General features: G+C 67.7%; 14 protein-coding genes. 9 read left to right on the forward strand and 5 right to left on the reverse strand.

From position 1 onward, the window contains the following. Positions 1-45: 45 nt before the first annotated feature. The 4 genes from G4G00_RS02960 to G4G00_RS02975 are packed head-to-tail and all read right to left on the reverse strand — an operon-like array spanning position 46 to position 4,409. Entirely contained in the window at positions 46-570 is a 525-nt protein-coding gene (locus G4G00_RS02960; RefSeq protein WP_108748740.1) for a Slp family lipoprotein, read from the reverse strand. Beyond that, positions 567-2,516 carry a DUF3488 and transglutaminase-like domain-containing protein gene (locus G4G00_RS02965; RefSeq protein ID WP_164271072.1) on the reverse strand — a complete coding sequence of 650 codons (1,950 nt, stop codon included), beginning with the start codon at positions 2,514-2,516 and terminating at the stop codon, positions 567-569. Before G4G00_RS02965 ends, G4G00_RS02960 begins: the two co-directional genes overlap by 4 nt. Continuing rightward, the gene (locus tag G4G00_RS02970) at positions 2,509-3,459 is read right to left on the reverse strand and encodes a DUF58 domain-containing protein (protein WP_205515517.1); all 951 of its coding nucleotides are present in this window, start codon (positions 3,457-3,459) and stop codon (positions 2,509-2,511) included. The genes G4G00_RS02965 and G4G00_RS02970 overlap by 8 nt, the downstream gene beginning before the upstream one ends. Then, positions 3,456-4,409 carry a MoxR family ATPase gene (locus tag G4G00_RS02975; protein WP_164271075.1) on the reverse strand — a complete coding sequence of 318 codons (954 nt, stop codon included), beginning with the start codon at positions 4,407-4,409 and terminating at the stop codon, positions 3,456-3,458. The genes G4G00_RS02970 and G4G00_RS02975 overlap by 4 nt, the downstream gene beginning before the upstream one ends. A gap of 44 nt (positions 4,410-4,453) precedes the next feature. On the opposite strand from G4G00_RS02975, the gene G4G00_RS02980 reads away from it, so the two are divergent. After that, positions 4,454-6,292, forward strand: coding sequence for a glycosyltransferase family 39 protein (locus tag G4G00_RS02980; RefSeq protein WP_164271078.1), 1,839 nt, complete (start codon positions 4,454-4,456; stop codon positions 6,290-6,292). A 160-nt stretch (positions 6,293-6,452) separates the two neighbouring features. Here G4G00_RS02980 and G4G00_RS02985 read toward each other — a convergent pair whose 3' ends face one another. Continuing rightward, a complete protein-coding gene (locus G4G00_RS02985; RefSeq protein ID WP_108752338.1) occupies positions 6,453-7,025 on the reverse strand; it encodes a Maf family nucleotide pyrophosphatase in 573 nt (190 codons plus the stop codon). A gap of 114 nt (positions 7,026-7,139) precedes the next feature. Between G4G00_RS02985 and G4G00_RS02990 the strand changes: the two genes are divergently transcribed. The 8 genes from G4G00_RS02990 (at position 7,140) to fabF (ending at position 13,602) form a co-directional block, all read left to right on the forward strand. Continuing rightward, on the forward strand, positions 7,140-7,649 hold the full coding sequence (locus G4G00_RS02990; RefSeq protein ID WP_108748745.1) for a YceD family protein: 510 nt from the start codon (positions 7,140-7,142) through the stop codon (positions 7,647-7,649). 117 nt (positions 7,650-7,766) lie between these two features. Continuing rightward, positions 7,767-7,961, forward strand: a complete 195-nt coding sequence (gene rpmF, locus G4G00_RS02995) for a 50S ribosomal protein L32 (RefSeq protein WP_004154640.1) — start codon at positions 7,767-7,769, stop codon at positions 7,959-7,961. A 91-nt stretch (positions 7,962-8,052) separates the two neighbouring features. After that, a complete protein-coding gene (locus G4G00_RS03000; protein ID WP_108748746.1) occupies positions 8,053-9,030 on the forward strand; it encodes a beta-ketoacyl-ACP synthase III in 978 nt (325 codons plus the stop codon). A gap of 73 nt (positions 9,031-9,103) precedes the next feature. Continuing rightward, positions 9,104-9,886, forward strand: coding sequence for a serine/threonine protein phosphatase (locus G4G00_RS03005; RefSeq protein WP_108771220.1), 783 nt, complete (start codon positions 9,104-9,106; stop codon positions 9,884-9,886). Between the two features lie 148 nt (positions 9,887-10,034). After that, positions 10,035-10,979 carry an ACP S-malonyltransferase gene (fabD, locus tag G4G00_RS03010; RefSeq protein ID WP_164271080.1) on the forward strand — a complete coding sequence of 315 codons (945 nt, stop codon included), beginning with the start codon at positions 10,035-10,037 and terminating at the stop codon, positions 10,977-10,979. A gap of 81 nt (positions 10,980-11,060) precedes the next feature. Further along, positions 11,061-11,804 (forward strand): 3-oxoacyl-ACP reductase FabG, encoded by a 744-nt coding sequence (gene fabG / locus G4G00_RS03015; protein WP_107230029.1) that lies wholly within the window; start codon positions 11,061-11,063, stop codon positions 11,802-11,804. A 152-nt stretch (positions 11,805-11,956) separates the two neighbouring features. Beyond that, positions 11,957-12,196 (forward strand): acyl carrier protein, encoded by a 240-nt coding sequence (acpP, locus tag G4G00_RS03020; protein WP_108748749.1) that lies wholly within the window; start codon positions 11,957-11,959, stop codon positions 12,194-12,196. 143 nt (positions 12,197-12,339) lie between these two features. After that, a complete protein-coding gene (gene fabF / locus G4G00_RS03025; RefSeq protein WP_108755549.1) occupies positions 12,340-13,602 on the forward strand; it encodes a beta-ketoacyl-ACP synthase II in 1,263 nt (420 codons plus the stop codon). Positions 13,603-13,605: the final 3 nt, after the last annotated feature.

Here is a 13,605-nt window from a genome sequence, read left to right on the forward strand (position 1 = left end):
GATGGCACGCGTAAAAAAGGCCGCCCTGGGGCGGCCTTTCCGTACTTACCACCAGCCCCAGCGGCCGTAGCCCCAGTACGGGCCCGGGCCCCACGGGCCATATGGACCGTACGGGTAGGGCACCACATCCACCTGGCGCTGTTCCGGCCACAGGTAGATCACATCGGCGGCCAGCTTCGGCAGGCGGTAGTCGTAATCACCGATGCGCGTATTGGAATAGCCGTCGATCTTGCCGATGAAGGTCACATCGCGGCCGGCTTCGAACACGGCCGGGTCGTAGAAGCCGGCGCGGCAGGCAATGAAGCGGCCGTCGCTGGCGTCCGACGAGGTGGTGTTTGGACGGCCACTGCCATTGAGCGGGCGCGAGATCATCTGGAAGCAGGTCTCGCCCTGGCCGGGCAGGGTTTCAATGATGCGACCGCCCCAACGGACCGGCGTGCCGACCTGCTGGGTGGCGACCGAATCGCGCGGGGACACCAGGCTGAACTGTCCCTGCAGCGGCTTGGGTGCCGTTGCGCAGGCCGACAGGGCCAGCGTGGCCACGGCAGTAAGAAGGAACTTGGTTTTCATTGGGAAGCTCCGGAAGACGGGCGATGCCTGCGCAGGTCCCGCAATAATGCGGCGAGGTCGGTGCGAGTGCCAGCGTAACGCGCGTCAGCGAAACGCTGGCTGAGTGCCAGCAGGGCAGGATCAGGGTGCTGGGCATGCACGCGGCCGGCCCAGACCATGGGGGGCTCGTGCGGTTCGCGGCCCAGGCCGCGCCGCGCGTAGCGCCGGCCCAGGCGGTGCCAGGCGCGCAGCAGGGGATCGCGCTCGCGCTCGCCACGTGCCAGCAGCCAGGCCATCCAGGCCAGTGCCAGCAACGCGGCCGTCACGAACCCAGCCAGCAGCTGTCCTGGCCCCAGATCGTCCAGCCCCAGCGGCTGCAGCATCTGCTGCTGGCGGCGTGCGTCGAAGGACAGCACCAGATCGTTCCAGCCGCGGCGCAGCCAATCGCCCACCTGGCCGATCTGCAGCCAGCGCTGTTGCAGGTCGGTGTCGGCGCCGGCCTGCAGGCGGTCATCCAGCGTGTCCAGGATCCGTTCCGGTGCCACCGCGGCGGTCGGGTCCACCCGCACCCAGCCCTGCTGCGGCAGCCACACTTCGGCCCAGGCGTGGGCGTCCATGCGGCGCACCACCCAGTAATTGCCGATGCGGTTGCGGGTACCGCCAGCGAAGCCGGTCACCACCCGCGCGGGAATGCCGGCGTTGCGCATCAGCACCACGAAGGACGAACTGAAGTGCTGGCAGAAGCCGGCCTTGTAGTCGAACAGGAAGGCATCGACCGGATCGCGCCCGGCCACCGCGGTTTCCAGCGTGTAGGAGAAGTCAGTGGTGATCCAGGCCAGCGCCCGGCGTACCACGGCGGCATCGTCATTGCCGGCCTCTTGTCGCCACTGCCGGGCCAGGGTAGCGGTGCGCGGGTTGAAGCCTGCGGGCAACTGCAATGCTGCGCGGCGCTGTTCGGCCGACAGCGTGGCATCGAAGCGGCGTGCTGGTGCCGATTGCAGGCGCCAGCGGGTCAGTGCGCTCAGGCGGCGGTCGCTGGACAGGCTCATGTCCGCATCCAGGCGGGCACCGGCCGGTGCGCTGCGCGGCAGGTCCAGCGCCACCAGCTGGCGGCGGTCGGTGGGCTCGTAATCGATCTGGTAATCCCAGCCGGAACCTGTCTGTTCCACGACCGCCGGCGTGCGGAACTGCGCGGCGGGATCGCGCCGCCACACGTGGCCATCGAAGCGGGTCATCACCGGGCCGCGCCAGTAGCGCTGTTCCGCCGCTGGCGCTGCACCGAAGAACTGCACGCGCAGGGCGGGCGTATCGTCGGCCATCAGGTCCAGCCACTGGTCCGGCTCCATCGTGTCGGACAGCCCGGGCGTGCCGACGGCGCGATCGGGAATGCCCCACAACGGCGTGGCCAGGCGCGGGAACAGCCAGAAGCAGGCCAGCGCCAGCGGCAGGCCGATCAGCAGCAGTCGGCCAACGCCGTGCAGCTGCCCGCGCAGCGGCACCGGCGCGCTATGGCCTTCGCCCTGGGCCAGGCGCTGCAGCGCCAGCAGGCCGGTGATGCCGGCCAGTGCCGCCAGCGCGGTGGTCAGCGGCCCCTGGTCGAGCAGGAAGGCGGCAAACGGTGCGAACAGGGCGAAGCCGATCAGGCTGCGCGCATCACGCAGGCTGCGCAGCTCGCTGGACTTGATCGCCAGCATCGCCGCCAGCAGCGCGCAGCCGGTGTCGCGGCCGGGGCGCATGGCGCCCATCTGCCAGACGATGGCGCCCAGCATGGCCAGCACCAGCAGCACGCGCACCGGCATCGGCAGCACCCGACGCTGCGACAGCAGGGCGGTCAACACCGCGGCGCCGGCAAACAGCGCGGCCAACAGCGTGGGCAACTGCAGCAGCAGCGGCAGCAGGGCCAGCGCTGCACTGGCCAGCGTCCAATAGCGCGCGTTGCGATCGATCAGGGGCGCGGTGTCAGTCATGCGGCAACAGGGCCAGTGCGCGCAGGCACAGATGGTGGTGGCTGGCGCCCTGGCCGGGGCCGAGCGCGGGCTGGCCGGGCAGCAGCAGGGTATAGCGGCGGCCTTCGCGTTCGGCCAGGTCGACCCAGCGTGCCAGCCGCGCAATGCGCGCTTCGCCGGCCATCGGCGCCAGGGCGCGCCAGTCCAGCATCACCTCGATGCCGACCGGCTTTTCGTATTCGCGTACCAGCAGGCTGTCGCGCCGCGCCGAATGTTTCCAGGCAATGCTGCGCGGTGGGTCACCGGCGCGGTACGGGCGCAGCTGGTGAAGTTCCTCGCCGCTGGCATGGGCACGGGTGTGCAGCGGGTCGCTGCCGCGCTCGGGCAGGGCCGGGCCCTGTGCTTCGGCGTGGGGGTAGACCAGCAGCGGTTGTTCGGGCCAGACCCACGACCAGGCCCGCACCAGGCCCAGCGGCTGGGTGCTGGACAGGCGCACGCGTGGCAGGTCCAGCCAGCCGCGCCGCTGCGTGGGTACATCCAGTTCCACTTCGCCGCGGCCCTGCGCCGGCAGGTCGGTCCAGGCCTGGCTGTCGCCCAGTTGCAGGTGCAGCCCGTGGCGCGCACGCGGGTCGCGCACGGAAAGATCGATGCGTAGCCGCAGCGGTTGCCCGGCTGCGACCGGCTCGGCGGCGATCGCATCGACCTGCACGCCGGACAGCTGCAGGTGCGCGGCAATCGCGCTGGCCACCGCGGCCGCTGCCAGCAGCAGGGCCAGCAGCAGCGCCGGGTTGTTGTTGTAGTTCAGTGCGCCCAGCAGCATGGCCGCCAGCAGGGTGGCCACGAACAGGCCGAAGCGCGTGGGCAGCACGTAGATGCGGCGGCGGTCCAGCCGCTGCGGCAATACCTCCGGCGTGCGTGGGCGCGCCAGCAACTGCAGCCGTGCCCAGCGCGAGGAGACGTTCAATCGACCGCCACCGTCTGCAGGATCGCCCGTGCCAGGGCCGGGCCGGCGCTGGATTCGGCTTCGCCCATCAGGCGGTGGCCGGCGACCGCGACGAACAGGGTCTGCACGTCTTCGGGCACCACATGGCCGCGGCCCAGCAGCAAGGCATGCGCCTTGGCCGCGCGCAGCAGGGCCAGGCCGGCGCGCGGTGACAGGCCCACGCGCACGCCTGCATGCTGGCGGCTGCGGGTCAGCAGCGCCTGCACGTAGTCCACCAGGGCATCGCTCACATGGATCTGGCCGACCGCTTCGCGCAATTGCCGCACCTGGTTGTCATCCAGCTGCGGCACCGCACGTGCAATCAGGTCGCGGCGGTCGGTGCCGCGCAGCAGCTCGCGCTCGGCCTGCGGGCTGGGATACCCCATGGCCAGGCGCAGCAGGAAGCGGTCCAGCTGCGAATCGGGCAGCGGGAACGTGCCCGACAGATCCACCGGGTTCTGTGTGGCGATCACGAAGAACGGGTCCGGCAGGGTATGCGTCTGCCCGTCCAGCGTGACCTGCTGTTCGGCCATGGCTTCCAGCAGGGCGCTCTGCGTGCGCGGCGGCGCGCGGTTGATCTCATCGGCCAGCAGCACATGGGTGAACACCGGGCCGGGATGGAACTGGAACTGGCGGCTACCGGCGTCGTACACCGACACGCCCAGCACATCGGCGGGCAGCAGGTCGGAGGTGAACTGCACGCGCTGGAAGCCCAGCCCCAGGCTGCTGGCCAATGCGTGCGCCAGCGTGGTCTTGCCCAGGCCGGGCAGATCCTCGATCAGCAGATGGCCGCCGGAAAGCAGGGCAACGAAGGCCAGGCGCACCTCCTGCACCTTGCCCAGCACCAGCGCGTTGACCTGGTCCTGCGCATTGCGCAGGGACTGTCGCAGTTGATCGGTTAGCATGCTGGGCATGGGGGACGAAGCTGTCATGATCGTCTCACGTTCGGGAACCCATCGATTCTATCCATAGAGCAATGCAGGGCGAACAGCGCGCACGCACGATATTTGTCTGGTTATGGACGCTCGTCACAGCGGCCAAGCTGGTCGTGGCCGCACGGCTGCCCCTGTTCGTCGATGAGGCGTTCTATTGGCAGGAGGGCCAGCACCTTGCGGCCGCCTATTCCGATCTGCCCGGCCTGACCGCGTGGCTGGCACGGCTGGGCGTGGAAATCGGTGGCCATCATGTGCTGGCGCTGCGCCTGCCGTTCCTGGCCATCGGTGCGTTGCTGCCGTTGCTGGTTTCGCGCGTGGCCACGCGCTGGTTCGGCGCGGTGGCCGGTTGGCAGGCCGGCAGCCTGACCTTGTTGATGCCGTTGTCGGCCACGCTGGGCCTGCTGGCCGTGCCCGATGTGCCGATGGCGCTGGCGGCAGTGCTGTGCCTGGACGCCGGTGCGCGCCTGCTGCGCAACGTCGATGCCTCTTCGGCGGTGAAGCTGGGCCTGGGCCTGCTGATCGGCGCACTCAGCCACTACCGTTTCATTGGTGTCATCGGCGTGGGCTTCATTGCCCTGCTGGCGCTGCCGCAAGGGCGGCGGATGCTGGCCGACCCGCGTGTGTGGGTGGCGCTGGCTGTGGGCGTGCTGGCCTGGCTGCCGCTGCTGGCCTGGAATGCCGACAACCACGATGCTGGGCTGAAGTTCCAGGTGGTGGAGCGCCATCCCTGGGCATTCGAGTGGCGCGGGCTATGGTTCCTGGTGATCCAGCCGATGCTGGTCACGCCCATCCTGTGCATTGCCATGTGGAAGGTGGCGCTGGCCGGTACCCGCAGCGGTGGCGGTGCGCGCGTGCAGTGGCGCTACTTCGGCCTGGTGGGCGGCGTATCCACGCTGGCCATCTTCGTGCTGGGCTTCTTCACCGATGTGGAGCGCATCAGTTTCCACTGGCCGTTGCCGGGCTACCTGGCCCTGCTGGTGGCGGTGCCGGTGGTACTCAACGGCTGGCCGCGCGGCCTGCGCCGCACCGGCTGGTGGCTGGCGGGCGCAGGCATGGTGCTGGCGTTCTCCTATTACCTGATGGCGTCCTCGCCGGGCCTGCGCGAACAGCTGGCGGGTAACAAGTACTACCCGCGCAATTTCGCAGGCTGGCAGCCGCTGGCAGCGGCGGTGCGCGAAGAGCTGGCACAGATGCCGGAAGGCACCAGGGTGCTGGCCGGCAACTTCAAGGTGGGCGCCGAGCTGGGCTTCCAGCTTGGCGATGGGGATATCGCGGTGCTGCCGCACCCGCTCAACGACAAGCATGGGCGCAGCGCGCAGCTGGCGCAATGGCAGTTGCTGCACGATGGCACGCGGCAGCAGCCGATGCTGCTGGTGCTGTCGCCCAGCGACCAGCGCTACCGCGACCTGCTGCAGCGTTACCACGCGGTGTGCGAACAGGTGGGGCCGTTGCCGCCGCCACGCGTGGTCAGCAGCGATCACGGCTTCCAGCGCTTCCTGTTGTTCCGCCTGCCGGCGCAGCGCGTGGACGCGCCGTGCGTGGCCCCGGCGATGGCGTGGCTGGATGCGCCGTCCAATGGTGATGTCGTTTCCGGCACGCTTGCGGTGAAGGGCTGGGCCTTCAAGGACGGTGTCGGGCTGTCGCGGGTGGAGGTGCTGCTGGACGGCCAATCGCTGGGCGATGCCCGCTATGGCCGCGAATTCGACATCCGCGCCGCCTGGCCGGGCACCACCGATCCCAGCCACCCGCACGTAGGCTTCGATGCCAGCGTGGATACGCGCGCGCTGGCGCCCGGCCGGCATTGGCTGGGCCTGCGTCTGCATGGCCGCGACGGCAGCGTGGAGCAGTGGCAGGAACAACCGTTCGAGGTTGCCCCGTAACGCGCAATGTCGAGCGTGCTCGACCGCCGGGTGCGTAGGGTCGAGCTTGCTCGACTGCTTTGCCTGTAGAGTCGAGCCATGCTCGACTGATCGGTACATTCAGTCGAGCATGGCTCGACTCTACATTCAGTCGAGCAAGCTCGACGCTACCAATGTGGGGTCACGGCACGGCGAAGCCGGCCTTCCGCAGCAGCCCGCACAGGGCGATCAGGGGTAGGCCGACCAGCGCGGTGGGGTCGCGGTTGTCGATCGCCTCGAACAGGCTGATGCCCAGTCCTTCGCACTTGAAGCTACCGGCGCAGTCCAGTGGCTGCTCGGCCGCGACGTAGCGGGCGATCTCGTCCTGATTGAGAACGCGGAAGCGGACCTCGGTCACATCCACGGCTGCCAGCTCGTCTCCATCACGCGTGAGACTGATGGCGGTATGGAAGCGCACGGTTTTCCCGGACATGGCGGCCAACTGCGCGCAGGCGGCGTCCACCGTGCCCGGCTTGCCCAGCGGCAGGCCGTCCAGGTCGGCCACCTGGTCCGAGCCGATCACCCAGGCGCCGGGGTGGCGCGCGGCCACCTCGGCAGCCTTGGCGGCGGCCAGGCGTACCGCCAGCGCGGCCGGTGCCTCGCCGGCGCCCGGGGTCTCGTCCACGTCCGGGCGTGCGCAGTCGAAGGGCAGGCCCAGCCGTTGTAGCAGCTCGCGGCGGTAGCGGGAGGTGGAGGCCAGCAGCAGGGCGGACATGCGATAATTCCGGGGCAGGGCGGGGCAGTCTGGCCCGGCGTGAAGGCCCACAGCAAGCCCCGCCCGGCGGGGTATTTGACAGCGGGCGGGCTGATCCTTAGTATTCAGCGGCTTATGTCCGCGAACGTGCCCGAAACGCTGGATGCTTGGCGGATGGTTGTAGCGCGCAGGCGCTTCGACGGCCAGGTCTCTTTGGCTGAATTGACCCGCCTGCAGGGCTTGGTCGCCGATACCGACGGTGAGTGCAGTTACTCGCTTGAATTCGGTCGCGACGAGGTCTTGCGGGTATCCTATGTGGAACTGACCATCGATACCGCGTTGCCGCTGACCTGTCAGCGCAGCATGCAGCGATTCCTGTTGCCGGTGAAGATGACCCAGAGGCTTGGCCTGATCCGCGACGAGGACGAGGAATCGTCCCTGCCGGAAGAGTACGAAGCGTTGCTGGTGCCGGAAGATGGCCAGCTGCGTCCGCTGGACCTGGTCGAAGACGAGTTGGTGCTGGCGGTGCCGGTGGTGCCGTTGTCACCCGACGGTGAAGCCGTCGACCGGGACTGGGCACCAAGCGAAGAAGAAACGAAGAAAGCCAACCCGTTTGCGGCGTTGGCGGCCCTGAAGAAAGAATAGAAGCATTAGCAGCCGGATTGTCGTCGGCGGCTGCGGCGAAAGCGAAAGTGTGCTGGGCGCTGGCGTCCTGCGCGACGATACGACGAAGCAAAAACGAACCGAGTTTGGAGCAATCCCATGGCTGTCCAGAAATCCCGTGTCACCCCGTCCCGCCGCGGTATGCGCCGTGCGCATGACGCCCTGAGCGCCAAGCAGCTGTCGACCGACCCGACCACCGGCGAAGTGCACCTGCGTCACCACATCACTGCTGACGGTTTCTACCGCGGCAAGAAGGTCATCCAGACCAAGACCTCGGCCGTCGAAGAAGATTGATGTGCCGGGAAGGCCGCTGCCTGCGGGCAGCGGCCTTCGCCTTTCTTCCCGGGTGTGCCGGTGATCGGCGGCCCGCGCAACAGGAAACATGATGAGCAAGCGGATCTACTCGAGGATCGCGGGCACCGGCAGCTATTTGCCGGAAAAAGTCCTGACCAACGCCGACCTGGAAAAAATGGTCGAAACCTCGGACGAGTGGATCCAGACGCGCACCGGTATCCGCGAACGGCACATTGCTGCCGAAGGCGAAACCACCAGCGATCTCGGCTACCAGGCCGCGCTGCGTGCGCTCGAAGCGGCCGGCATCGATGCCAGCCAGCTCGACATGATCGTGGTGGGTACCACCACCCCAGACCTTATTTTCCCGTCCACCGCGTGCCTGATCCAGGCCAAGCTCGGTGCATCGGGTTGCCCCGCTTTCGACGTGAACGCCGCCTGCTCGGGCTTCGTGTTCGCGCTCAGCGTGGCCGACAAATTCATCCGTTCCGGTGATGCCCGCCACGTGCTGGTGATCGGTACGGAAACCCTGACCCGCATCGTTGACTGGGAAGACCGCACCACCTGCGTGCTGTTCGGCGATGGTGCCGGCGCGGTCGTGCTCAAGGCCGACGAAGAGACCGGCATCCTCAGCACCCACCTGCATTCGGACGGCAGCAAGAAAGAGCTGCTGTGGAACCCGGTGGGCGTGTCGGTCGGTTTCAAGGGCGGCGCCAACGGTGGCGGCACCATCAACATGAAGGGCAACGACGTGTTCAAGTACGCCGTGAAGGCGCTGGACTCGGTCGTGGACGAAACCCTGGAGGCCAACGGCCTGGACAAGTCCGACCTGGATTGGCTGATTCCGCACCAGGCCAACCTGCGCATCATCGAAGCCACGGCCAAGCGCCTGGACATGTCGATGGACCAGGTGGTGGTCACCGTCGATCGCCACGGCAACACCTCCTCGGCCTCGGTGCCGCTGGCGCTGGACGCCGCCGTGCGTTCGGGCAAGGTCGAGCGCGGCCAGCTGCTGCTGCTGGAAGCCTTCGGTGGCGGCTTCACGTGGGGTTCGGCTCTGCTGCGCTATTGATAGCGTCAGTTACGACAACGTGAATCTGTCGTTACGGCCCCTCTGGGGCCGTAACGCGTTTAGGAGAACCGTCATGGTTGAGCCCATCGTGATTGAAGGGCAGCGTGCCTGGCTGAAGCAGTACGGCAAGGGAAGCCGCGCACTGGCCCTGGGCCTGCTGAACTTCGTCGCCCATCGTTTCCAGCTGGACGCGCTGCGTCCGCCGCCGCACCGTGGTGGTGATGCCGCCCGCGAAACCGAAGCGCGCCGCCTGGGTGAACTGCATGCGCAGGGCATCAACGTGCCCGAAGTGATCGGCAGCGGCCACGCCGCGCTGGTGATCGGCGACAACGGCAGCTCCTTCAATACCTGCCTGCGCGAGGCCGACGCGGCCGGTCGCGACCGCCTGGTGGCTGCCGCCATGCAGGCACTGGCCGAGGCACATGCGCGCGGGGCCTATTTCGGCCAGCCGCTGCCGCGCAACCTCACCTGGGACGGGCAGAAGGTGGGCTTCATCGATTTCGAGGAAGACCCGCTGGAAGTGATGGACCTGGCCGAGGCGCAGGCCCGCGACTGGCTGATGTTCGGCTACGGCGTGGCCAAGTACTACGGCGACCGCCCCGAACGCCTGCAGGCGATGATGGCCGAGGCCATGAACAGCGTGCAGGGGCCGGTGCGCGCCCACGTGCATTCGGTCAGCGGGCGCCTGCAGGGCCTGGCCCGGGTCTGCATGAAGATGGGGCGCTCGGCGCGCGCGTTGGCGCATTCGATCTTCATCACCCATGGTGCCACCACGCTGGGCCTGATCATGGTGGTGGGGCTGTGCATGGACTTCTTCGCCGACGGCGAGCTGGACATCCTGCAGCTGTTCTGCTGAAGGCGGGCAGGGGTCAGGGCCCTTTTCCGGAGGAAAAGGGATCCGGCCCCGCCATTGCTCCATACGCCGTGCATACGCGCACGTACAGACGGCACGGGGAATTCACCCTTATCATGGCCCGCTTCGATTGCAACAAGCGGATGACCGCGTGACCGTATCCACCCTCGCTTTTGTCTTCCCCGGTCAGGGCTCGCAGTCCGTGGGCATGCTGGCCGAACTGGCCGAGCTGCACCCGCAGGTGCGTGAAGCCTTCACCGAAGCATCCGATGGTGCCGGTGTCGACCTGTGGGCGCTGTCCCAGGGCGGCCCGGAGGAAATGCTCAACCGTACCGAATACACCCAGCCGGCGCTGCTGGCCGCGAGCATCGGCGCGTGGCGCGCCTGGCATGCCGTGGGCGGTCCGCGTCCGTCGGTGCTGGCCGGCCACAGCCTGGGCGAGTACACCGCACTGGTCGCTGCCGGCGCGCTGAGCCTGCACGATGGCGCCCACCTGGTGCGCCTGCGTGGCCAGCTGATGCAGGAAGCCGCGCCGGCCGGCGTGGGTGCCATGGCCGCCGTGCTGGGCGCCGAAGACCAGCTGGTGCTGGACGTCTGCGCCGAAGCCGCGGGCAGCCAGGTAGTGGTGCCGGCCAACTTCAATTCGCCGGGCCAGATCGTGATCGGTGGCGACGCCGATGCGGTGGACCGCGCGCTGGCGCTGCTGGCCGAAAAGGGCGTGCGCAAGGCGGTCAAGCTGGCCGTCAGCGTGCCCTCGCACACCCCGCTGATGCGCGAAGCCGCCAACCGCCTGGCCGAAGTGATGGCCGGGCTGTCCTGGCAGGCGCCGCAGCTGCCGGTGGTGCAGAACGTCGATGCCAAGGTGCACGACGGCGTCGATGCCATCCGTACCGCGCTGGTGCAGCAGCTGTACCAGCCAGTGCAGTGGACCGGCTGCGTGCAGGCCCTGGCCGCCCGTGGCATCACCCAGATCGCCGAGTGCGGCCCGGGCAAGGTGCTGACCGGCCTGGTCAAGCGCATCGACAAGACCCTCGATGGTCGCTCGATGGCCACCCCGGGCGATTTCGAAACCGCCCGCGAGACGTGGTCGGCCTGATCCCCCTGTTCCTGCCGACCGTGCCGGTGGCCGCTGCAAGCGGCACGGGTGCGGCGGCCGCCCCAGCCTGAGGAAAACATCATGAGCAAGCCCCTGCAGGGTGAAATCGCACTGGTCACCGGCGCCAGCCGTGGCATTGGTGCCGCCATCGCCGATCTGCTGGCCGCCCAGGGCGCCACCGTCATCGGCACCGCCACCACCGAATCCGGCGCCGCCGCGATCGGTGAGCGCCTGGCCGCCCACGGTGGCCACGGCCGCGCCCTGAACGTGACCGATGCGGCCGCGCTGGACAGCGTGCTGGACGGCATCGCCAAGGAATTCGGCGCGATCTCGATCCTGGTCAACAACGCCGGCATCACCCGCGACAACCTGCTGATGCGCATGAAGGACGAGGACTGGGCGTCGATCATCGACACCAACCTCACCAGCGTGTTCCGCACCAGCAAGGCCGTCATGCGCGGCATGATGAAGGCGCGCAAGGGCCGCATCATCAACATCGCCTCGGTGGTGGGCGTGACCGGCAATGCCGGCCAGGCCAACTATGCCGCCGCCAAGGCCGGCATCATCGGTTTCAGCAAGTCGCTGGCCAAGGAAATCGGCTCGCGCGGCGTCACCGTGAACGTGGTCGCGCCGGGCTTCATCGACACCGACATGACCAAGGCGCTGCCGGAAGAAGCACGCACCGCCCTGATCAACGACATCGCCCTCGAACGCCTGGGTTCGCCGGAAGACATCGCCCATGCGGTGGCCTTCCTGGCCAGTCCGGCGGCCGGCTACATCACCGGCGAAACCCTCCATGTGAACGGCGGCATGTACATGCCGTAAGCAAGGGGCGCAGGGATTGCGCCGCAAGTGGTTGATCTGCGAGGATTTTTGCTGCAATGCAAGGTCGCGCCGGTTTCCACTACACTATCCCACGGCCATCGCCTTTGATGGCGACCATTTTTGAACCACAACTCCATCTGGAGCGAGATCCCATGAGCACCATCGAAGAACGCGTCAAGAAAATCGTCATCGAACAGCTTGGCGTCAAGGAAGAAGAAGTCACCAACAGCGCATCGTTCGTCGATGACCTGGGCGCTGACTCGCTGGACACCGTCGAGCTGGTGATGGCCCTGGAAGAAGAGTTCGAGTGCGAAATCCCGGACGAAGAAGCCGAGAAGATCAGCACCGTGCAGGCTGCCATCGACTACATCAAGGCCCACGTCAAGGCCTGATGTCAGACGGCCGTGCGCGTGCGGGCTCCGGCTCGCCGCGCACCGCACCCCATGGGGCCGCAGTTGCGGCCCCGTGTGTTTGAGCATCACATCGAAGCAAACCGTGTTACCCGTCGAAAACGTGCGGGTCAGGAGAATCAGCAATGAAGCGTCGCGTCGTCGTAACCGGCCTGGGTATCGTCTCGCCGTTGGGCAATGATCTGGCCAGCAGCTGGGAAGGCATCACCCACGGTCGTTCGGGCATCGGTCCGCTGACCAACGTTTCTGATGCCTACCTGGAACGGTTCACCACCAAGATTGCAGGTGAGGTCAAGGGCTTTGACATCACCGCCGACAACCCGTTGTTCGGCAAGTACCGGGTCAGTGGCAAGGATGCCAAGAAGATGGACCCGTTCATTCATTACGGCCTGGGCGCTTCGTTCATGGCCCTGCACGATTCGGGCCTGGAAATCACCGAAGCCAACGCCGAGCGCGTGGGCGCCATCGTCGGCGCCGGCATCGGCGGCCTGCTGGGCATCGAAGAGCAGACCATCGAATTCCACGAGGGCAAGAAGATCTCGCCCTTCTACGTGCCCAAGACCATCATCAACATGCTGCCGGGCCAGCTGAGCATCATCGCCGGGCTGAAGGGCCCGTCGTTCTCGGCCGTGTCCGCCTGCGCGACCTCCAATCATTCGATCGGTACCGCGATGCGCATGATCCAGTACGGCGATGCCGACGTGATGGTGGTCGGTGGCGCCGAGCGTGGCTCCTCGCCGACCGCGCTGGGCGGCTTCTGCGCCATGAAGGCCATGAGCACCCGCAACGATGCCCCGCAGCAGGCCTCGCGCCCGTGGGACAAGGACCGCGACGGCTTCGTGCTGGGCGACGGTGCCGGCATCCTGATCCTGGAAGAGTACGAGCACGCCAAGGCGCGTGGCGCGAAGATCTACTGTGAGCTTGCCGGCTTCGGCGCCAGCTCCGACGCGTACCACATGACCGCCCCGGCCGAGAACGGCGAAGGCGCGGCGCGCTGCATGACCATGGCACTGAAGGACGCCGGCGTGACCCCGGACCAGGTCGGTTACCTCAACGCCCACGGCACCTCCACGCCGCTGGGCGACCTGGGCGAAACCATGGCCATGAAGACCGCCTTCGGCGACCACGCCTACAAGATGATGGTCAGCTCCACCAAGTCGATGACCGGCCACCTGCTGGGTGCCGCCGGCGGCGTGGAAGCGATCTTCTCGGTGATGGCGCTGCAGGACAACATCATTCCGCCGACCATCAACCTGGAACAGCCGGGCGAAGGCTGCGACCTGGACTACGTGCCCAACGAAGCACGCCAGGCCAAGGTGGACGTGGTGATGTCCAACGGCTTCGGCTTCGGCGGCACCAACGGCACGCTGATCTTCAAGCGCGTCTGACCG

The sequence above is a fragment of the Stenotrophomonas sp. B1-1 genome (assembly GCF_010894375.1).
Lineage (GTDB): Bacteria > Pseudomonadota > Gammaproteobacteria > Xanthomonadales > Xanthomonadaceae > Stenotrophomonas.